The organism is Curtobacterium sp. L3-7, from assembly GCF_048756585.1.
In the GTDB taxonomy this organism is placed as follows: domain Bacteria; phylum Actinomycetota; class Actinomycetes; order Actinomycetales; family Microbacteriaceae; genus Curtobacterium.
Genome location: NZ_CP151474.1, coordinates 350,430 through 370,276, shown reverse-complemented (window position 1 = coordinate 370,276; position 19,847 = coordinate 350,430). Strand labels below are relative to the sequence as shown.

The following is a 19,847-nucleotide window of genomic DNA, read 5'->3' as shown; positions in this document are numbered from 1 at the left end:
ATGAAGGCAGTCGCCGGCGACACCGTCATCGCAGAGGCATCCGAGGACGACCTCATCAAGATCGAGGGCAACTGGTACTTCCCGCCGTCGAGCGTGAACACCGAGCTCTTCACCGAGAGCGACACGCAGTACCACTGCCCGTGGAAGGGCGACACGCAGTACTACACCGTGCACGCCGGGGACCAGACGCTGCCTGATGCCGCGTGGTCGTACCCGACGCCGATCCCCTCGTCGTTCGACCGGGTCGGCAAGGACTACAGCGGCTACGTGGCGTTCTGGAAGGGCGTCGAGGTCGTCGACTAGTCCGGCCGGCCGGCCCGGCCCGAGACTCGGGCTGGGCGACAGTTCTCGGGCGTGTGAGCGCGAGGACGGTCGCTCAGCCCGAGTCTCGCGCTCGCGCCGCACCGCGTGCGTCTCACCCGGCCAGCGTCAGTGCCACCAGCGCGACGTTGAGCGCGACGATCACCGCGGCGATCACCCACGCCACCACCCGCGTCCCGACGGCGTTGACGTCGGCGCCCATCACGCTCCGCCTGGACGTGTAGGCCACCAGCGGGACGATCGCGAACGCGATCCCGAAGCTCAGCACGACCTGGCTCACCACGAGCAGCATCGTCGCGTCGGCGTTCAACGCGAGCAGCACGATCGCCGGCACCAGCGTCACGATCCGCCGCACCAGGAGCGGCACCCGCACGTGCAGCAGTCCGTGCATGATCTCCGCGCCGGCCATGCAGCCAACCGACGTCGAGGCGAGCCCCGACGCCAGCAGCCCGACCGCGAACAGCACCCCCACGACCGGCCCCACGTGGGTCGCGATCGCCGCCTGCGCCCCCGGGATCGAGTCCGTCCCCGGCACGCCAGGCAACGTCGCCGCGGCCAGCACGAGCATGCAGATGTTCACCCCGCCGGCCACGACGAGCGCGAGCGCCACGTCCCACCGCGTCATCACGAGCACCCGTCGCCGTTCGGGCCCAGCCGGGGTGTCCCCGTGCCGGTCCCTTGCCAGCGCCGAGTGCAGGTACACCGCGTGCGGCATCACGGTCGCGCCGAGCATCGAGGCCGCGAGCATCACCGACTCCGAGCCCTCGAACCGCGGCACCAGCCCGGACACGAGCTCGCCGGGGGAGACCTGGGCGAACAGCAGCCCCGCGCAGAACCCGATCGTCAGGATCGCGAGCATCGCCGTGACGACGACCTCGAACGTGCGGGCGCCCCGCCGGTTCTGCAGCACGAGGATCGCCATCGACACCACGCCCGTGATCACCCCTCCCACGACGAGCGGCAGCCCGAACAGCAGGTGCAGGGCGAGCGCGCCGCCGATCACCTCGGCGACGTCGGTCGCCGCCGCGACGATCTCCGCCTGTGCCCAGAAGAGCAGCCGGGGTGTGCGCCGCATCCGCATCCCGAGGAGCTCCGGCAGCGACTTCCCCGTGACGACCCCGAGCTTCGCCGACAGGTACTGGACCACGACGGCGCTCGCGTTCGCCGCCACGAGGACCCAGAGCAGCAGGTAGCCGTACTTCGCCCCTGCCGTGAGGTTCGCGGCGACGTTGCCGGGGTCCACGTACGCGATGGCAGCGACGAAGGCGGGGCCGAGGAGCGTCAGGCTGGCAGCGCGCTTCCGTGGTGCGTCACCCGTGGCGGCTCGGCGTGCTGCGACGGTGTCGGTCATGGGGACCAGCATGCCAGAGAATTCGGGGCGCCGAATTAATGGATTCGGTACGTTGCGCGCGTGGCTGGACGAGCGTTGGACTGGAGGCTCGGTGCGCGTCAGGCGGGTCGGCCCGGGTGGTTGGATGGGGCGCGATGGACCCCTCGCTCGCGCACTTCGCACACGTGGCGGTACCCACGGCCTTCCGTCGCGATTACGTCGACCGGAGCCGGTCGCCCCTGTGCGACGAGTTGCTCCGGATCATGCCGCCGCTCGTTCCTGCCACGGAGTCCAGAGCTCGGCTTCGCGACGCAGGTGTGCTCCGTGCGCCGAACGCGAAGGACCGGTTCGGGATCGCCGCTGCACGGCGTGCGATGTCTGCCGACATCCCTGATCTCACGACGTTCGAGGTCGTCGATCGTCGTGCGCTCCGCAGAGCCCTCCCGGACGTGGTCGTTCCCGAACCCGCACGACTCGTGGACGCGTCGCCGCTCCGGGAATCCGATCTCCTCTCGTGGGGGTCCGAGCTGCTGAGCGCCGTGCTCGTCGCCGACGTTGAGCAGTTCCGGTCTGGCCGACCGGTGTTGTTCGACCACTACGGCTCGATCGACCACCTCACTCCCGTCGATTGGCGGGTGATGCCGGAGGACGCGGACTTCGGCGCGGCAGGTGTGTTCCACCGACTCCAGGACGGCGGTGCGCTGGTGCCGGTCGCGGACGAACGAGCAGCGGAGCGGGAGTGCGGGAAGCCCGGCGGCTCGTTCGACTTCTCGCGTGCGCGGTCGACCTCGCGAGGTCGGCGGCGGTACCAGCGTGTCGACCACGATCAGCTCGTCAGGATGGTGGGCGACCCGCGTCGGTTGCTCGGCGATCCCGACGACCCGCGGTGGACCCATCACTGGGGCGCATGGTCGCCGTGATCGTGATGCGAGCCCGGCGGGCCGGCCGACCACGGAAAGGGTGCCGCATACGGAGCGAACCCGATCGGCGTGGCCGTCGGTCCAACGGGGTCGGCGTCCACTCGGTCCAGATCCGTGAACCGGACGTTCACGGTGCCGTTTCGGCTGGCCCGCCACGGGTAGCCGTCCGGAGCAGACCCGGGGAGCGCCTCGGCCGGTAGCACGGTGACGAACGAACCCGTCCGCCACGGCGCCAGGGACGAGCGGAGCCGCACCGTTCGACCCGCCACCGAGCCGACGGCGGAAAACGTCCAGTGTCGCTCGACGTGCGTGAGCGGTATGACCGCGCCCTCGTCCGAGTGAACCGCTGAAGGGGGAGCCCACGGGAATTTGGGATCCAGCGCGATCGAATCGGTCCCGACGCTGTCGAAGGGAAACCAGAGTCCATCCACCATCGCCCAGGTGTCCGCTGCCACGAACGGCTGGCATGCCCCGAACCACGTTTCGGTGACCACGCTGCTCCCGTCACGCCGAGTCGAGTAGGCGGCGACCAAGGGGAGGCCTCCGAGTAAGGAAGCTCCGAGCTCTCCCAGCGCGGGGTCCTCCCCGTCGGCGTGTTCGACGGAGACGTGTGCGCAGAGGTTCTCGGCCCTGTCCGGTGTCTGAGACAGGTCGAGGACGAAGGCGCCTGACTGCAGGTCGATCGACGGCGCACCGAGTCGGGCGAGGTCTTGTGGGCGAGCAGAGCCGGTTGCGATGACGACACCGCTCTCGCGTTGGATCGTGACGTCAATGCCGAGGAATGTTCCCCAGACTGAGATCGTGGCGGTCGGTCCGGGATCCCCACCCGATGCTGTGGACCGATCCGTACGGGACCACGTCGGCGTGCGGGTTGCGTAGCCGGAATGCGGCGGGGCACCGTTCACCGCAGCAGCTCCCACCTGGCAACCGCGGCATCGTCCCGGCGGAACCGGCAACGGCTAAGTCGATTCCGTCGAACGCGCGCACCGTGCGTTCGACGCCGTCCGACAAACCGGGCGGGCGCGGAGTGCTTCGGCGCATCAGGCTCCCGGCCACCCGGGGCGCTGCGTCTGGCGGACCTCGGAGCCCGACAAGACGTCGAGCGGCAGCGTCGCCTCGTACCAATCGGCGTCGAGCTTGGTCAGCTCGAGCCCTTCGTTCAGGCGGTAGTCGTGCTGGAGCGACGTCGCAGCGAGTCCGATCTCACCCGGACCGGTCGGCACCTCGTCGGAGACACGGAGGTCGAGGCCGTTCCAGCGGATCCTGATGTCCAGTTCGCAGAACTCGGAGACGTCGTCGATGGGGACGACCTTGCCCCACGCGCCAGGGCTCGTCTGGACGAAGCCGTCCTGCTCGGCAGCCGGGTCGGGCCGGACGATCGCAACGTGGGTCTCTTCGAGGATGTCGCCGATGTAGCGCTCGCCGTCGACCGTCGCGATGCCCCCGCTGTACCGCGAGATCAGCCGGCCTCGGAGGGTGCGTCGGGCTTGCAGGTCGTCTCGGTAGACCCACCCGATGTGGACGCCGGCATACCGGGCGACGAACGTCGACGGGCCGCTGCCGTCGTAGCGCCAGATCTCGGCGCCGTACGGGATGCGGTGGGACGGCATCCACGAGAGCGGCACCGTCCGGTCGAGGTCGTTCGGGACGAACCCTGTACCGGTGAAGGGTTCGTGGTCGACCCACGTCGCGCCGAGCAAGGCTGCGGTGCGTTCGTCGGTTCCGCCCATCGCCGGTGTGATGAAGAGCTCGGGAGCCGCCTCGAAGCGCAGGACGTCGAGGTACGGCATGTCCGCGGAGAACGGCGTCGCCGGGAACTCGAGGCCGTGCACGGCGATGAGGTCAGGGATCCGCTGCAGCCCCGCCGCTGCGTCGAGCGGGATCACGTACCCGGCCACCCGTTCGATCCAGCCGTTGAAGTACCCGTCGCTCAGCTGCGGCGTGATGGCCTTCTGCATGATCGTGGCGCTCAAGTACTTCCCCCTGCGGTCGTCAGTGTTGTTGCTGCACCCATCCTAGGAACTCACTCGGACGATGCGATGACCTCGCTCGTCAGGTTGTGGAGATCGGACGGGCGGACGAAAGCGGTCACGCCCTGCTCGCGCTTCCGGAAACGGATCGGATGACCGTCGTGCGCGAACACGGTGCCCGGCTCCGGGTCCTCGGCGCGGACCTCGACGGCCTGTTGCAGGAGACCACTCCAGGGCGCGTCGATCACGACTCGTCGTCCTTCCACTTCAGCTGTCGTCCGGATCTGCGTCGACTCCTGGACCTCGTCCCGCCGAATCCGTCGTCGTGCGGTTCCGTTCGCGAGCACGAACGACGGCGCTGGCGACGAGAGCGGTGTGCTGAGCAAGTACGTGTCATCCGCGTCGGACTCGCCGCGGTACCAGCCGTCTTCGGTCCTGAGGTAGGTCCCGGCCAGGATCGTTGACGGCGCCGGGAGGGCTTCCCATCGTCGCGTGACATCAGCAGTCGGCAAGAATTCACCTGTCCTGTACCAGCCGAGCTGCACCTCATCACCGATCCAGACCCCGGTGTCGGCAACCGCTGCGCCGTCGAGGTGGTCGTCTTCGAGCACCGTCGTGAGCGCCAGTTCTTCGCTGATGTTGAGCTGCTCGGCGGTGGCTTCCCGGAACTCGCCGAGCCTGAACTGCCATCGCAGGTCCGATCCGGGGTCGACGCGGTTCCCAGCCGCATCCACCATGCCCGCCACGAGTGGCTGCTCGAACGTGAGCGGTACCGGATCGAGCCCGCGCAGTCGCTTCGTCGCTGAGACGAGGCCGATCGCGAAGTCGGCGAAGCTCCGGTCGAACGAGAGTTCATCGGTGATGATCCGCAGTTCGGAGAGCGACTCGCCCTCGATGTGGTGTGCTTGGAAGCGGCCCCGCTCTCCCACCGCCTCGGCCGGGAGCGGCGGATCATCGTCGGATCTCGAGCCGAACACGGAGAGCGCGCCGTCCGTGGTCTCCACGACCTCGACGGAGAAGCCGTTCCACCAGGCAGTGGTCCGACGCCGAACGAGGCGCACGCCAGCGCGGGGCACGCGCACCTCCACGGCGTCGTGGATGATCACATGCTCGCCGTTCGGGCTGAGTCGGCCCATCCGACCGCTCGCGAGTACTTCGTCGCCGGAGTACGCGGTCGTCATGGAGCCGCGGAGTCTCATGTCGTGAGCCTCCTCGGGCGGGCGGTGCACACCGGGCGCCTGACTGGCGAGGTCAGGAGACGATCTCGGAGACGACGTCCACGAGGTCGATGGGGCGGACCGTCGTGACCCATGACTCGTCGCGGCGCTCGAATCGAATTCGACGACCGTCCCGAGCGATGACTTCCGGCTCTCGCTGGGCGTCGACGACGACGCCGATCGCAGCATCGGTGAAGGCATTCCAAGGTCGGGAGATGCGGACCGGGACCCCGTGGAGCACAGCGGTGGTGCGGAACGTCGTGGAGGTCCGCACCTCGTCGGAAGAGACGTGGGCAATCGATCGATCGCCTGGGATCAGGTCGAACGCTCCAGACGGAGCGGGAGTCGACCAGCCATGAAGCGCAACTGCACCGTCAGCGATCGACGCGGAGAACCAACCGCGCGCGGTCTCCGCATAGGTCCCGCTCAGGATCATCGCCGACCCGTCGAGATCGTCCCACTTGCGCGTGACGTTCGCGGTCCACGTGAAGTCAGCTGCGTCGAAACGGCCGAGGCGGGTACCCTCGCCGATCCAGTATTGCGCCTCCGAGCGAACGGACCCGGGAACGCGTCTCCGTCCAGCGATCGAGGTCAGCACCTGGTGGTCTGTGACCTGGAGCTGCTCGGCGGCCGCGTCGAACTGGCGACCGATGCGACGGTGCCATCGCACGTCGGCCGGGTCCGCCGGACGTCCGTCGAGATCGGCGAGCACAGCCTTCGGGGTTTGGGCCCGGACGTCGGGGATCCCGTCGAAACCACGCACCTGGGAACCGCCTGCTGCGACGACCGCGGGTGTTGACCGGACATCGTCCGGATCGAAGGAGAGCTCATCGACGTACGTCCGAACACCCGTGAGATCGCCGGGGTCGATGTCGAACGCCACGAACGATCCGCGGTCGTCTTCCGTTCCTGTGGGCAGGGGCGGCGCGTCTCGGTCGAGCGTCCCGGACACGGAGAGGCCACCGCCACCCTGGGTGCTGACCGTCACGGCGAATCCGTTCCACCAGCCGGATGTCCTCCGCTGGAGGACGGTCGTTCCGGCCCGCTCGACCCGGATGGGGACCTCGTCGGTGATGACGAGATCCGAAGCGCCCGGGTCGAGCGCACCGAGTTGCCCGCGGGCGACGACCTCGTCACCGCTGAGCACCGTGGCTCCGGTTCCCCGGATCAGCTTCACGTGAGCCACTTCTTCGCAAGGGCGTCCCACTTCGCGACGAGTTCCTGGCTGCCGTCTGGGTCATAGCGCCACAACTCCGCACCGTCGGTCAAGCCGATGTTGTCGCGCAGCTCCACCTCCGGGGTGTAGTGCTCGTAGTGGCCGGCCCAACCGTTCCCGCGGAACGGGTTGAAGTTGCCCAAGAACGACTTCGACGAGTTCGGCTGCAGCGCCGCCAACGTCTTCGTCTGGAGGTCGATCTGCTCCGGCGTGCCCGCGGGCATGCGGTTCGCGAGATCGATCAGACGGGAGTGGCGGTCAGCGTTCGAGAGCCCGCTCCACTCGCGCCGATCGATGACTCCGTCGTCGAACCACTCCTGGATGCGCCGCAGGGGGTCCATACGATCGTGGACGTTGGATCCAGTCGACCCGCTACCGTCGAAACCGGGGCCGACCCGCATGCGGATGCCGTGCAGGGGCTGGCTTCCGTCAGGTCGGAACGAGTGGTCGTCGTAGCCGAGGCCGAGCTTCTGGAAGATCCGCTGCGGGTTGATGTCGCCGTGGTTGGAGACACCGGTGAGATGCGCGAACTTCGCGATGAAACCACCGATCCCGTGGCCCCCGAACCAACCCGTCTCTCCGTCGGCGATGGCCTGGAGCAGCTGACCGGCTCGGTCCGGTGGGATGATCTTCTGGACGACGTCCCCGCTCTGCACCGAGTCGACAGAGTCACGGATGTCGATGAGCGTGTCGACCTCCTCGGGCGAGAGGCGGTGGATCGGTTTGCTCACGAGTCGACGGAACTCACGACGGCTGAGACCGTGGTCGTGCAGGGCCGCGTCGAGCGATCCACGGTAACTCCGCGACTCAGCCGCGACGGCCTGCTCCGGGAACTCCGGTCGGAGTGGTGGGCGTCCGCCTTCGTTCGGCTCACCAGACACGGGCTGGGAACTGCCCTCCCCGGAACCAGTCGGAACGGTCTCCGACCCGCTACCGCTCGCGCCGGACGCTCGAGCGGTGCCAGCGAGGTGCGCGGATCCGGGGTGGGTGGCAACCGCGGTGGCAGCCGCAGCGGTCCCGGCCGTCGCGGTGGGCGTGTCCATCCCCACGTGAACGGTCCCCTGCCCGTCGGCGGTCCCGGGCTCGTCTCCATGGTGCGGAGAAGCACCGTCACTGCCGTTGGAGGGCGCGGGAACGTGTCCGGGGTCGGCCGACGGATCGGTGCCGGAGGACGGGGCGTGCGTGACGTGCGACTCGGTCGCTGCGATGTCGACCTGCGACGGGGTCCCGGGATCGCTGAGGTCGGAGCGGATCGTCGACGCGTCGACGTGGTCGACGCTCCCGGTGTGCTGCGTCGAGTCGACCGTCGTGGCGTGGGCCTCGGCGCTTCCGTGCGGGGCGCCGTTCGTGGACGCAGCAGCATGGTCGACGGACGTGACGTGGCTCGGCACCGGGTCGGGCCCGGCCGCGGTGGCGGCGTCATGCTTGACCGCGGTTTCGGACGATGGCGCGACGTCGCTCGCTGGGTCAGCGTGGGAGGGCGTGGCGTCGTGCGAAGGCGTTCCTGTCTGGGTCGAGGTGACCTCGTGATGCCCCGATTCGGCAGCATGTGCAGGAGCGTCCGCGTGGTCGACGGGCGCGTCCACGTGGTCGATCGCCACGTGGCTCCCACCGCCGTCCGTGGTCGACCCGGCGTGCGCTGCCTCGTTGACCACGGGCGTCTGCGACCCGTCGATGTGCGGCCGCTCACCCGCGCCGTGCGCCGAGGTGCTCGCCTGCGCGGACTCGTTCACGACTGGCGTCTGCGACCCGTCGATGTGCGGGCGATCGCCGCCACCGGCATGACTGGGCGCTGCGGCGGCGTTCCCACCGGCGACGGGTGCACTCTGCTCGATGCTCGGAGCGTGCGACCCCGTGTCGGCTGCGGGAGCCGCGGGGGCGCTCGACGAGGAACTCGTGTCCACGTTCGTCGACGCGTCGACGCGCGTTACGTCGACGTCGACCGTCCCGCCGCCGCCCGCGGAGTGTCCGCCACCGGTGACGTGGTGCCACCCGGTGGAGACGGCGTGACTTCCGGCACCGATCGTGGCACCGCCGACGGTCCCGAGCACCGTGCCGCCGGCGAGCGACTGCAGGACGTTGAAGTGGTGGTTCTCCGGGTCCATGACCGCAGCGAGGCCGTCCTGGGTGACGCCGCCGGCAGCTCCGCCGACCGCACCGGTCGCGGCGCTCTTGGCACCTTCGACCGCGGTGGCCTTCCAGAACGTCGGCGCGACGGTGCCGGCTGCTTCGCTCGCAGCGCCCCGACCGACCCGACTGAGCGCGGCGCCGCCGAGACCACCGAACGCGCCGCCGACGACGGAGCCGGCTGCGGTCGCGATGATGTCGTTCATCGACGTGCCCTTGCCGTGCAGGGCGTTGACGATGATGGGGGCAGCGGTGCCGCTGATCGTGCCCTTGACGGTCTCGTAGGTGAACCGCGTCACGAAGGAGCCGTGCTCGAGCTTGCGCAGCATGTTCGCGGCCTTGAGGAACTGCTCCGCGTGGATCTTGTTGAGCAGTGCGAGCTTCCGGATGACGCCGGCGATGCGGTTCGCCCAGGTGATGACGAGTCGGGCGCCGTTCGCGGCGCCGGCGAGCGCGCCGAGGCCGAACGTCACGAAGGACAGCGCGATGCTGATGCCGACGTCGACGGCGAGTTCGGCGAGGAGCTGCTCGATCATCGAGCGGATCTCCTCGGCGGCCTGGTCGTAGTTGGCCTTGATCTGCTTCAGCGATGCGGCGGCACCCGTCGCGGCGTCGGCGGCGGTGCCGATGTGCCCGGACATCGTCTGTTTCGCAGCGAGGATCGTGGCCTTCTGCGGGATGTCTGCGGCGTTGACCTGCGCGAGCCCCCCGCTGAGGCGGTTCGAGGCGGTCCGCAGGGACGATTCGTACGAGTTCCACGACTCCGCGGCGGAGGAGAGCTTGTCGGGGTCGCCCTGGGGGAGCTGCACGCCGATCGCCCGGAGCGCGTCCTGCAGGACGTCTTCGACCTTGCCCCAGCCGCCCGGCCAGCCGGCCCCGAGCGAAGACGGGAGATCGGTGGCGACCGCGAAGTCGCTCGACGGGATGGCGATCCCGGAACCGCCCTGCTGCCCTGCGCTCGCGATCTCGGCGTCCTTGTACGCCGAGCCGGTGCCGGCGAGGAGTGTCTCGAACGCGGCGAGCATCCCGACGAGGTTCTTCGCAGACGTCGCAGCGCTCTTCGCCTGGCTGTCGTAGACGTGGGCGAACTCTTCGGCGCTCTCATCGTCGCCGGCCATGCCTGCGGTGCCGTGGAGCGCCGAGTGGAGCGTGCTCCACGCGGTCGAGATGTCGTGTGCGACGCCAGAGACGTCGTCGCCGTCGGCCGCGAGGCCGAAGGCGTTGAGCCGGACCATCGTCATCCGCTGATCTCCCCCTGGAACTTGGACCACGACTGGTCGAGTGCGTCGATGGTGGCCTGGTACGTGGCCTCGATCGCGTGGGCGCGCTCGTGCAGGTCACCAGCTGACGACGTCAGCGCCCCGGCGCCGGCGTTCCACTGCTCGAAGCTGGCGATGAACGCGCTCATCGCCGGGCCCTGCCACTCGTTCGGCAGGATGTACGCGAAGGTGGTCGCACCCTGCTGGAGCAGCGCGCAGTAGTCGTGCAGGCGCTGCATGCTGTCGACGAGGTGGCGGAGGCTCTCCATGTCCGCCTGCTGGTCGCTCACGTGCGGTCCTCCTCGAGGTCGGTCCAGACCGCTTCGGCACGCTGTTCGTCGGCCGTGACCCGGTCGGACAGGCCGGCCTTGTCGCGGGCCGTCTGCGGGGTGAGCTGGCTCCGGGTGTCGGCGAAGGCGCCACCGAGCGAGGTCTCGTTGCCGTGGTACGCCGTCTCCGCGCTCATGAGACGGACGGCGAGGCTCTCCAGGACACCCCGGAGCACTGCCGAACTCGCCTGGAACTCGCCCCAGGTGCTCTGGAAGGCGGTCGCGTCCTCGCCCTTCCAGGCGGTGTCGACCACGTTCCGCACCGCGGCGTCCGTCTCGGAGATGTGTCCGTCGAACGTCGCGACCACGGAGCGGAGCATCTGGGCGACTTCGCCGAGGCTCTCCGGTCGGACCCGGTACTGCACCATTTCGTTCCCCCTGCTGGAGCGGCGAGCCGTTCCCGGGGGAACGGCTCGCCGTCAGTGGTCGTCGATCAGCGGAAGGTGCCCGAGATCGAGTTCTCCGACTCCTCGTACGACAGCGCCGCGCGGGAGAGCAGCTGGCTGATGCCGGCGAGGGACTCCTTCAGCTGGACTGCCGACTGGTCCCACTGCTGGTAGAGGTCCTGGAACGAGCCGGACGCGGCACCCGACCAGTCGCCACCGACGAGGCCGTCGACGAGCGACTTGAGGTTCTGCAGCTGCGACTCGATCGACTGCGAGCCCGACTGGAGCTGGTTCGAGACGCCTGAGAGCGACTCCGAAGTGACGCGGATGTCCGCCATGGTTCCTCCAAGAAACACACGTGTGTCCTGGGGCGATCGAACGACCTACCCCCCGATTGGTCCTGACCCTCTTCCGAGGGGCAGACGGCAGCAGCCTAGCGGATGCTGCGCTCTGCAACGGAGCGTACGCCGTGCGGTGAGGATCCGTCGACCATCAATGCGGATGCATCGACGACTACCGGGTGACGAAGGGGTTCCCCGTGACGCCTTCCGGCTTGGGCGGGACGACCCCGTCCACGGTGACACCGCTCAGCATGCTCGCGTACTCAGCGAAGTCCGACGCGCCGAGCGACTCCACGGCGTGGATGCCACGTGCCTGTGCCTGGACGAGCACCGCAGCCATGATCTTCCTGGTGTCGTCGTGCGACAGCACGGTGTCGAGGTCGAGGATGTACTGCGCGAACGCCGGACCGTTCACGTTCGTGAAGGTCTCGAAACCCTTCGCCCAGCGCTGGTCGACCACCTGCGACCGCAGGGCGGGTGCGTCCTCGAGCAGGAACCAGAGGTGCCTGGTCGCCTTGCCGTTGCCGGCCGCCCACACCTCCGCGGCGCCCGCGGCGTTGCGCTGGCCACGCTTCTGCGCGAGCCGCGCGGACTCGTCGACCGCGAAAACCGCCCGCACGCTGGTCCAGTCGATGAGCGGGACGAGCGGGGTGTGCAGCCCGAGGTTCGAGACCCCGAGCAGGAGCCCGGGAGCGCCCCCGGCCGGGCGGAGCAGCGCGAGTCGACGCCGCAACAGGACGATCGCGAGGATCCCGCCGACGACGAAGAGGAGCATGCCGAGGATGACCGGACCGAGTCGCCCCCAGAGCAGCACGAGCACGAGCACCACGACGATCAACGCGATGAGTACGATGGCGTCTCGGAGGTTCCTGCTCGCGATCTTCCGGAAGCGTTCTGCATCGTAGTGGACGTCGAACCGTCCGTCCTGCGCGAAGAATGCCTGCCAGCTCTGTCTCGTGGCGTCGTCCACTGTCGTCCTCTCGTTACCAGCCGGGCTGTCCGGTGCACGCGGCGGCCAGCGCGTTCATCCCGCGTTCCGGGTCCGAGAACGCCGCCCACACGCGTTCGCGATCGCGGTGCTCGGCACCGTCGATGATCTCGTCGAGCACGACGGGCGCGGTCGCGACCCATCGCGTGTACGCGGGGTCATCGATCCCCTCGGCGCCGCGCGCGACGATCCGCTGGATCTCCCTCGCGCGCTCGATGACCTCGACGAATCGGATCGCGTTGACCTGGCTCCCCATCACGGCCTGCATCAGGCCGATCACCGGCCCACCCAGCATCGTGCAGCGTTCGGCGAGTGCGTCAGCCACGTCGTCGTCCCCTCGGTTCCCCGGATCGAGTGCGCGGTCCCGTCGCGCGCCGATCAGCCTAGCGCTCGTGTTCTCCGACGAACGGGTTCCCGACCGACCTCGGCGGCACTGCCGGACGTTCGAGGCCGTCGAACACCCCCGACAGACGCCCCATGTACTCGGTGTAGTCGGCGGAACCTCGTGACCAGGTCGTCGCGATCCCGCGGCGACTCGCCTGCACCGACGCGGCGGTGCCGAGGCGCTCGACGTCCTGGTCTGCGAGCACCGGATCGAGATCGAGCCAGATCGTGCCGAACGACGGCTCAGTCCCGCCCGGCCAGGTCTTCACGATGCCTCGCGAGCGGCGGTCAACGCGCCGTCGGAGCGCGGTGCCGTCCTCGACGACGAAGACGAGGTGCTTCGTCGCTCGCCCGTTGTGGGCCGACCATCGGGCAGCCAGCCCCGGGATACCCGGCCGCCTCCGGGACCTTGCGACGGCCTCGGTCTCGTCCACCTGGAAGACTCCGCGGATGGACGACCACGACAGGTGGACGAACGGCAGACCGACCCCGTCGTTCCCGACGGAGTAGCTCGCGGCCGGTCGCCCCGCCTGCTGTCGGAGGAGCGCTGGTGCCTTGCGGAGCACGACCACGACGAACACGATCCTGGCGACGATCATCATCGACGCCAGGACGATCGCGACCGGACGCCCGGTCCAGAACGCCAGCCCAGCGAGGACACCGCCGGCGATGACGGCGGCGAGGACCGACAGGGTCGTGTTCCGCCGGATCCGTGCGTACGCCACGGCGTCTGACGTCACCTCGAACCGGCGGTCCTCTGCGAAGAACTGCGCCCAGGCTCGGTCGGCTTCCGTCACCGGACCCGCGCCCCCACCGACCCGAACCACAGTTCGTCCCCCGGGACGAGCTCCACGGGCAGCCCCTCCGGGCACCGGTCCTCCCGGTCTCCACGCCGGAGCACGGTGCCGTTGCCCGACCCACGATCGACCACGCGCAACCCCGACGCCCCGAACACCACCGCTGCGTGCACCCGCGACATCGACCGGTCCGGGTCGTCCAGCGCGAACGCGGCAGCGCCTTCAGCAGCCGCGATGTCCTCCGGCCGCCGGCCGAGCAGCACGGTGCCATCCCGCACCACGAGGGTCTGTCCGGTGGTGAAGACCAGCTGCGGCAGACCGGGTGCGGCGACCGGCGGGGCGGCCGGGATCCGGTCCTCCCGTTCGTCGACAGCACCGACCGACGGACGGGACGGAGCAGCGGGTGGCGGCGGGACGGACGCGGACGGCTGCGGCGGCACCTCGGACGTGTCGCTCACCGGGGCGGGCGTCGAGCGCCGTCCACCGGCGGCGAGCTGGCCGCACGACAGGCAGAACATGCTGTTCGGCCGGAGCTCGGCTCCGCAGTACGAGCAGCGTGCAGCCATCCGTCGTCATCCCCCGTCTCGCGCTTCCAGCGTCACAGCCTACGGGAGGCTCCGATCACCCGGCACGGGCAGCCCCCGCCCGTCAGGCGGCCGGGTCGGGCACCTGCACCTGCGTCCACTCGCCGCGACGGTGGATCGCGCCGCCTCCGGCGGGCTGGCGCCCGACCATCCACTTCGGCACCTTCTGCCCGAACAGCTGGGTCCCCTGCAGCGCGCTGGACGGCGAGAGGATCATGCCCTCCTGGGTGCGCCGGACTTCGCCGTAGGGGCCGCTGAAGGTCTTCGCGGCGGCGTCCGGGTTGGTCGCGACGACGAACACGAAGCGCGCGCGGTCGCCCATCAGGGAGTTCTCGAGCGGGGTGTTCGACACGAGTTCGGCGTCGTCGATGAGCACGGTGATGAGTTCGGCGGGGTCCTCGTAGCGGCCGATCGCCGGCCCGAGGTCCATGAACCCCATCGGGTCGGTGAGGAGCGGGACGTCCGCCTCCTGCGCCCAGGTCTGGAAGACGGAGGGCTTCGTCGCGACGGCGATGACGGGGCGTCCTGCCCAGACCAGCTGGTGCGCGAGCGACGTGAGCGCGGTGGACCGGCCGGTGCCGCGCTCGCCGACGACCTGGAACCCGCCGGCGGCCGGCCAGTCCAGGGTGATGCGGGCGAGTTCGTCGCCGCCGACGCCTGCGGTGGGGCCGTCTGCGGGGTGGCCGGTCGCGACGGGGAGGTCCTGCGCCTCGGCGAGGGACACCCGGGACGGCAGGGCGTCGACGCGGAACGGGTCCTGCCCGGCCGTGTCCGTCCACCGTTCGACGGCGGCGGAGACCGTGCCGCGGAGGGCTGCCGCCTGGGCCTCGGCGGAGGCGTCCTGGCCGAGGACGGCGAGCTGGGCCTCGCGGACGGTCGCGCCGAAGAACACGCGCCCGGCCGGGACGGTCTCGGGGAGCTCCCGCACCATCACCCCGGCGCCGCGGTAGTCGTTCACGTCGCGCATCGGGAGCACGTACTGGTCGCTGATGAACCCGGCGATCCGGTCCGCGGCGACGGTCTTGTCGCCGGTGACGACGACGCGGATGCCGGCTGCGGGTCCTTCGCGCAGGACCCGGGTCATCTGCTCGCGGATCGGCAGCAGGTCCTCCGGCTGCATCGAGCTCGTGGCGCGGTCCCACCCGTCGACGGCGACGACGATGTACGGCAGCGCATCCGTGGGGTGCGCCCGGCGCTGCTCGACGATGGTGCCGACGGCCGCGCGGGAGAGCACGCCCTGGCGGCGGGCGAGCTCCTCGATCAGCCGGTCCATCAGACGCGGGAGCCGTGCGGGTTCGAGCGGAGTGACGACGGCGCCGGTGTGCGGGGCCTGCGCGAGGGGCAGCATCCCGCCGTTGCCGTGGTCGATCACGTACAGGTGCAGGTCGTCCGGGCTCATCCGCTCGACCGCCTGGGCGAGGACGGTCCGGAGCGCGGTGGTCCGGCCGGACAGCGCCCCGCCGAGGAACATCAGGTGCGTCCCCGCCTCGAGGTCCCACGTCAGCGGGCGCTGGGTCTGCTGGCCGGGGACGTCCTCGATGCCGAGCGTGATGGTCGTCGGGGCACCCGCGCCGCCCGCGACCTGCGACAGGGGCAGGAGCGACGGCAGCGGCATCAGCCACGGCGAGGAGTTCTTCGGGATGCCGAGCGACTCGGTCGCCCTGGTGACGACGTCGACGAGCGCGCGGAGGTCGGTGTCGTCGTGGTCGACGGGCGCTGCCGCGTGCCGCCGGACGGGGAAGCGCGGGGCGTACCCGACGCCCTCCCAGTCCACGGGGGCGATCTTCGGCAGCTGCCGTTGGACCCGCTGCACGCCCTGGCGGATGCCGGCGACGCGGGCGGTCTGGAACCCGCTGGGCATGGCCCCGAGACCGGCCCGCACGAAGCCGCGGCCGGGAGTGGCCTGGCTGATGAGCGCCGCCTCGGGGGAGCCGAGCACGTCGGTGGAGTCGGCGCGGTCGGTCACGCGGAGCGCCACGCGGAGGTTGATGTTCGACTGCATCTCGGGCGTGATCACCCCGGACGGACGCTGCGTCGCGAGGACGAGGTGCACGCCGAGGGACCGGCCGACGCGGGCGATGCGCACGAGGCCGTCGATGAAGTCCGGGTGTTCGGTCTTCAGCTCGGCGAACTCGTCGATGACGATCATCAGCCGCGCGAGTCCGTTGCGGGCGGCGGCGTCCGGGTCCTTCGACCACGCGGCGTCGACGTCCTTCACGCCGAGCTCCGGCAGGCGCAGCACCGTCTCGCGGCGCTTCAGCTCGGCGTCGAGCGAGGTCAGGGCGCGCTCGGTCTCACGGGCGTCGAGGTTCGTCACCATGCCGACGGTGTGCGGCAGGCGGGAGCAGTCCGCGAACGCCGAGGCGCCCTTGTAGTCGACGAGCACGAAGTTGAGCGCGTCCGGGCGGTTCGCCATCGCGAGCGAGACCACGAGCGCCTGCAGGAACTCCGACTTGCCGGAGCCCGTCGTGCCGGCGACGAGGGCGTGCGGGCCGTCCGCGGCGATGTCGATCGCGAACTCGCCGTCCGCTCCTGCTCCGACGACGACGTGCGTCCGACGCGGCGAGCGCTGCCACCTGGCGACGATCGGCGCCGGGTCGTCGAGGTCGACGCCGAGCAGGTCCACGTAGCGGACGCTCGTCGGCAGCATGCCCTCGTCGCCGACGCCGGAGACGTGGCGGATCGAGCACAGGCTGCGGGCGATGCGCTCGGCGGTGGGCACCGACAGCCCGTCGAGGAGCACGGACGCGTGGTACTCGGCGTCCGATTCCAGCCGGGCGAGCGAGCGGTCGTCGGGGTCGACGGCCACGACGGTGCGGGACTCCTCGGGCAGGCGTGCACGGTCGCTGTCGAGCGCGACGACGTGCACGCCGACGAGTGCGCCCTGCTCGAGCACCTGCACCATGCCGGGGAGCGTGCGGTACTCGCGGGCGCCGTCGACGACGAGCACCACGTCGGTGTCGAAGTCCCGCGCGCTGACGGCGGAACCCGCGCGCGAGCGGGTCTGCACGAGCGCGGCGAGCTCGCGGATGCGCTCCCGTCTGGCGTCGTCGGTGTTGCCGATGAGCGCGAAGGCGCCGTCCTCGGCCTGCTGCGTGTGGGGGAGCCACTGGGTCCACTCCCACCTGCTGGCGTCCTCGTCCCCGCAGACCACGACGATGCGGGTGTCACGGGGGGAGTGGAGGGTGGCGACGGCGGCGAGCATCGATCGGACGAGCGCTCGGGTCACGTCGCCAGGCCCCGCGATGCCGACGACCCCTGCTGACAGGTCGACGTCCACCGGAGCCGGCGCGACGCCGACGTGGTGCGGCGAGGCGTTCTTCGCCTTGCCGCCCTGGAAGTTCGCCTGCAGCGGGACCTCGGCGACGCCGACGCGCACGTGCAGGGCGTCCGCGTCGCGCTTCCGGCGCTCCCACAGGCGCGCGAGCGGCCGGGTGGCGATGTCGCGGATCACCACGGGGTCGACGCTCCGGTACCAGGAGTCGAGGCGCTGTTCGCGGACGAGCTGCGCGATGCGGACCCGGGTGTCAGCGATGTCCTGCCGCCACTCCTCGAACGTCTTCACGCCCTTCTTCTTCGCCCGCGAGCGCTGGGTCAGGAACGTGCCGACGACCATCACGGGCGAGGCCGCCGCCATCATGAGCATGATCGGCCGCGCGAACACGAACGCCATCGTGACGCCGAGCACCACCGGGATCACGGCGGACAGCCACGGCATCGGGGTCTTGTCGACGTCGTCGGGCTGGTCACCGGGCAGCACGACGGTCGGCGGGGTCGCCGGTGGCATGATCCGCGAGCTCCGGTTGAAGCCGCGCATGCCGACCTCGTCGGGGGCCAGGTCAGCGTCGACGTACGGTTCGATGCCGATGCGGAACACCGAGCTGCCGATCTGCACGACGTCGGCGGGGACGATGTCCGCGGTCCCCGTGACGGCCCGGCCGTTCACGACGACGCCGTCGGCTCCGTCCATGACGCTGAGCACGGCGCGCAGCGGACCGGGCATCGCGGGCGTGGGGGTGCTCTCCGGCGAACCGTGGTCGAGCGCGATGGTCGCGTGGTGCGGCCGCAGGAACGGGTCGGCGACGCAGAGCTCCATGGCGCCGGAGCTGCCGATGCGCAGCGGTCCGTCGAGGGGCAGCGGCACGGTCTCGCCGGAGAACGGTCCACCGACGACCTCGAGCCGCGGTCGCCCAGGGGGCAGTTCGCTCGGTGCCCGGGTGGGGAGCGTCGACCCGTTCAGGATCCCGGCGTCGGCCAGCGACGTCTCCGGAGCGGCACCAGGCGCGATGGTGGCCGGGTCGACCCCGAGTCCGGCCGCCACCTCGGCGACGCTCGTGACGTCGGTCGCGTCGACCACGAAGGTCGCGTCCTGCAGGCTGAGCCGGAGCGTCATCGGTTTCCGTTCGTGATGCGGTCGAGTGGTGCCGTGAGCGGGGTGAGGAGTCCGGTGGACCCGCCGCCTGCGGTGGTGTCGTCCTCGGACGGCAGGGTGCGGACGACGCTGTGCGCGGTCGTCGCCCCGGTGTCGGACTGGAGGCCCGTGGCCGGGTACCGTACGCCGCGGTCGTCGTCCGTCGCCACCGTCCCGGACGCGGTGGCGGCCGTCCGCGTGCCCTCGCGTGGGAGCACGGTCACGGTACCGGTCGCCTGGTCGCCGGAGGCGGTGCGGACGTGGAAGGAGAACTGGTCGGCGGCGCGCATCGTCCCGTCCGGACGATACGTGGCGGTGCCGTCGTCGGCGCAGGTGACGGTGCCCGCGACCGGGGTGCCGCACCCGTCGATCGTCACGGTGCCCTGCTGCGCGTCGGCCAGGTCGTGCAGGTCGATCGTCACGGAGCCGTCGGCACCGAGTCGGCGCACGACGTCGTCAGCGGCGATGCCGGACTCCCCCTGGTCCACGAACACCGCCTTCACCTTCGCGGTGCCGGAGTGTCCCTGGTCGTCGGTCGCACGGAGCCGCACGGTCGCGGTGCCCGTCCGGTCCTCGGGCCCGCGGACCAGCAGACCGGTGCTCGTCACCGTGGCGACGAACCCGGCGGGCTTCGTGGACACGACGGTCATCCGGGGCCCTGCCGCGCAGCCGTCGCAGCGGACGCCGAGGTCCGACCACGGGATCGACGCGGTGGTCCCCGCGGCGAAGGGGTAGTCGTAGGTCTGCCCGTCCAGGGTCGGAGGGGTCGGCGGTGCCAGCGACACGAGGTACGTGACGTCGAGGTCGAACGACGCGGAACGCAGCGGCACGGTCATGAGCACCGTCCCGAAGTCCGTCCGGTAGCCCTTCGACGTGAGCGAGAGCGAGTCGCCTGAGCACGCCATCGCGACGCCCGTCGGCACGTTCACGCGCCCGCAGTCGGCGACCGTCCACCCGTCGCCGAGCGGCACGTCGGCCTTGCCGGTGTACGGGACGGCGACCCGCACGGGGTCCGACGCTGCTCCCGCCCCGCCGGTCGAGCCGGTCGAGCCGGTCGAGTCGGCCGCCGCTGTGTCGACCTGCGCTGTGCCGACCCGCGCTGTGTCCAGCCGCTGTGGGCCGTTCGCCGCCTGCGCGGCCGGAGCCGGGCCTCCCGTCAGTGCGACGAGGCCGACCGCAGCGAGCGCGACGGACGCGAGCACGGCACCCAGCCGCCCTCGTCCAGCCGTCGTCGCACGCCCCCGGAGCACGACCTCATGATAGGCGG

The 19,847-nt window shown here is 70.6% G+C and carries 17 protein-coding genes; 2 read left to right on the top strand and 15 right to left on the bottom strand.

Going from position 1 to position 19,847, the window contains the following annotated elements; all coding sequences use genetic code 11:
- Positions 1-303, top strand: a complete 303-nt coding sequence (locus tag AAEP80_RS01765) for a DUF427 domain-containing protein (protein ID WP_420365715.1) — start codon at positions 1-3, stop codon at positions 301-303.
- A 112-nt stretch (positions 304-415) separates the two neighbouring features.
- Here AAEP80_RS01765 and AAEP80_RS01760 read toward each other — a convergent pair whose 3' ends face one another.
- On the bottom strand, positions 416-1,672 hold the full coding sequence (locus tag AAEP80_RS01760) for an Nramp family divalent metal transporter (RefSeq protein WP_420365714.1): 1,257 nt from the start codon (positions 1,670-1,672) through the stop codon (positions 416-418).
- Positions 1,673-1,806: 134 nt separating this feature from the next.
- Here AAEP80_RS01760 and AAEP80_RS01755 point away from each other — a divergent pair, with 134 nt between their 5' ends.
- Positions 1,807-2,571, top strand: a complete 765-nt coding sequence (locus AAEP80_RS01755) for a hypothetical protein (RefSeq protein ID WP_420365713.1) — start codon at positions 1,807-1,809, stop codon at positions 2,569-2,571.
- On the opposite strand, the gene AAEP80_RS01750 is transcribed toward AAEP80_RS01755, so the two are convergent.
- The 14 genes from AAEP80_RS01750 to AAEP80_RS01685 form a co-directional block, all read right to left on the bottom strand.
- The gene (locus AAEP80_RS01750) at positions 2,547-3,065 is read right to left on the bottom strand and encodes a hypothetical protein (RefSeq protein ID WP_420365712.1); all 519 of its coding nucleotides are present in this window, start codon (positions 3,063-3,065) and stop codon (positions 2,547-2,549) included. The two genes, AAEP80_RS01755 and AAEP80_RS01750, sit on opposite strands and share 25 nt — an antisense overlap.
- A 546-nt stretch (positions 3,066-3,611) precedes the next feature.
- Positions 3,612-4,544, bottom strand: coding sequence for a hypothetical protein (locus AAEP80_RS01745; RefSeq protein ID WP_420365711.1), 933 nt, complete (start codon positions 4,542-4,544; stop codon positions 3,612-3,614).
- A gap of 50 nt (positions 4,545-4,594) precedes the next feature.
- Positions 4,595-5,770, bottom strand: coding sequence for a hypothetical protein (locus tag AAEP80_RS01740; protein ID WP_420365710.1), 1,176 nt, complete (start codon positions 5,768-5,770; stop codon positions 4,595-4,597).
- 22 nt (positions 5,771-5,792) lie between these two features.
- Positions 5,793-6,935 carry a hypothetical protein gene (locus AAEP80_RS01735; protein WP_420365709.1) on the bottom strand — a complete coding sequence of 381 codons (1,143 nt, stop codon included), beginning with the start codon at positions 6,933-6,935 and terminating at the stop codon, positions 5,793-5,795.
- Complete coding sequence (locus tag AAEP80_RS01730; protein WP_420365708.1) at positions 6,932-10,342, bottom strand: hypothetical protein; 3,411 nt, start codon at positions 10,340-10,342, stop codon at positions 6,932-6,934. Before AAEP80_RS01730 ends, AAEP80_RS01735 begins: the two co-directional genes overlap by 4 nt.
- Complete coding sequence (locus tag AAEP80_RS01725; protein WP_420365707.1) at positions 10,339-10,650, bottom strand: WXG100 family type VII secretion target; 312 nt, start codon at positions 10,648-10,650, stop codon at positions 10,339-10,341. Before AAEP80_RS01725 ends, AAEP80_RS01730 begins: the two co-directional genes overlap by 4 nt.
- A complete protein-coding gene (locus AAEP80_RS01720) occupies positions 10,647-11,057 on the bottom strand; it encodes a WXG100 family type VII secretion target (RefSeq protein ID WP_281266058.1) in 411 nt (136 codons plus the stop codon). The genes AAEP80_RS01725 and AAEP80_RS01720 overlap by 4 nt, the downstream gene beginning before the upstream one ends.
- A 65-nt stretch (positions 11,058-11,122) precedes the next feature.
- Positions 11,123-11,413 carry a WXG100 family type VII secretion target gene (locus AAEP80_RS01715; protein ID WP_071299535.1) on the bottom strand — a complete coding sequence of 97 codons (291 nt, stop codon included), beginning with the start codon at positions 11,411-11,413 and terminating at the stop codon, positions 11,123-11,125.
- A 175-nt stretch (positions 11,414-11,588) separates the two neighbouring features.
- On the bottom strand, positions 11,589-12,386 hold the full coding sequence (locus AAEP80_RS01710; RefSeq protein ID WP_420365706.1) for a hypothetical protein: 798 nt from the start codon (positions 12,384-12,386) through the stop codon (positions 11,589-11,591).
- Between the two features lie 13 nt (positions 12,387-12,399).
- Positions 12,400-12,729, bottom strand: coding sequence for a hypothetical protein (locus AAEP80_RS01705; RefSeq protein ID WP_420365705.1), 330 nt, complete (start codon positions 12,727-12,729; stop codon positions 12,400-12,402).
- 58 nt (positions 12,730-12,787) lie between these two features.
- Positions 12,788-13,585: a hypothetical protein gene (locus AAEP80_RS01700; protein ID WP_420365704.1), complete on the bottom strand. Its 798-nt coding sequence runs from the start codon at positions 13,583-13,585 to the stop codon at positions 12,788-12,790.
- On the bottom strand, positions 13,582-14,151 hold the full coding sequence (locus AAEP80_RS01695) for an FHA domain-containing protein (RefSeq protein ID WP_420365703.1): 570 nt from the start codon (positions 14,149-14,151) through the stop codon (positions 13,582-13,584). The genes AAEP80_RS01700 and AAEP80_RS01695 overlap by 4 nt, the downstream gene beginning before the upstream one ends.
- 82 nt (positions 14,152-14,233) lie before the next feature.
- Positions 14,234-18,562, bottom strand: coding sequence for an FtsK/SpoIIIE domain-containing protein (locus AAEP80_RS01690; RefSeq protein ID WP_420365702.1), 4,329 nt, complete (start codon positions 18,560-18,562; stop codon positions 14,234-14,236).
- Complete coding sequence (locus tag AAEP80_RS01685) at positions 18,559-19,830, bottom strand: Ig-like domain-containing protein (RefSeq protein WP_420365701.1); 1,272 nt, start codon at positions 19,828-19,830, stop codon at positions 18,559-18,561. Before AAEP80_RS01685 ends, AAEP80_RS01690 begins: the two co-directional genes overlap by 4 nt.
- Positions 19,831-19,847: the final 17 nt, after the last annotated feature.

Coding starts and splice junctions, on each gene's coding strand:
- AAEP80_RS01765 (WP_420365715.1), top strand. CDS start 1: ATGAAGGCAGTCGCCGGCGACACCGTCATCGCAGAGGCATCCGAGGAC.
- AAEP80_RS01760 (WP_420365714.1), bottom strand. CDS start 1,672: ATGACCGACACCGTCGCAGCACGCCGAGCCGCCACGGGTGACGCACCA.
- AAEP80_RS01755 (WP_420365713.1), top strand. CDS start 1,807: ATGGACCCCTCGCTCGCGCACTTCGCACACGTGGCGGTACCCACGGCC.
- AAEP80_RS01730 (WP_420365708.1), bottom strand. CDS start 10,342: ATGACGATGGTCCGGCTCAACGCCTTCGGCCTCGCGGCCGACGGCGAC.
- AAEP80_RS01720 (WP_281266058.1), bottom strand. CDS start 11,057: ATGGTGCAGTACCGGGTCCGACCGGAGAGCCTCGGCGAAGTCGCCCAG.
- AAEP80_RS01715 (WP_071299535.1), bottom strand. CDS start 11,413: ATGGCGGACATCCGCGTCACTTCGGAGTCGCTCTCAGGCGTCTCGAAC.
- AAEP80_RS01695 (WP_420365703.1), bottom strand. CDS start 14,151: ATGGCTGCACGCTGCTCGTACTGCGGAGCCGAGCTCCGGCCGAACAGC.
- AAEP80_RS01690 (WP_420365702.1), bottom strand. CDS start 18,562: ATGACGCTCCGGCTCAGCCTGCAGGACGCGACCTTCGTGGTCGACGCG.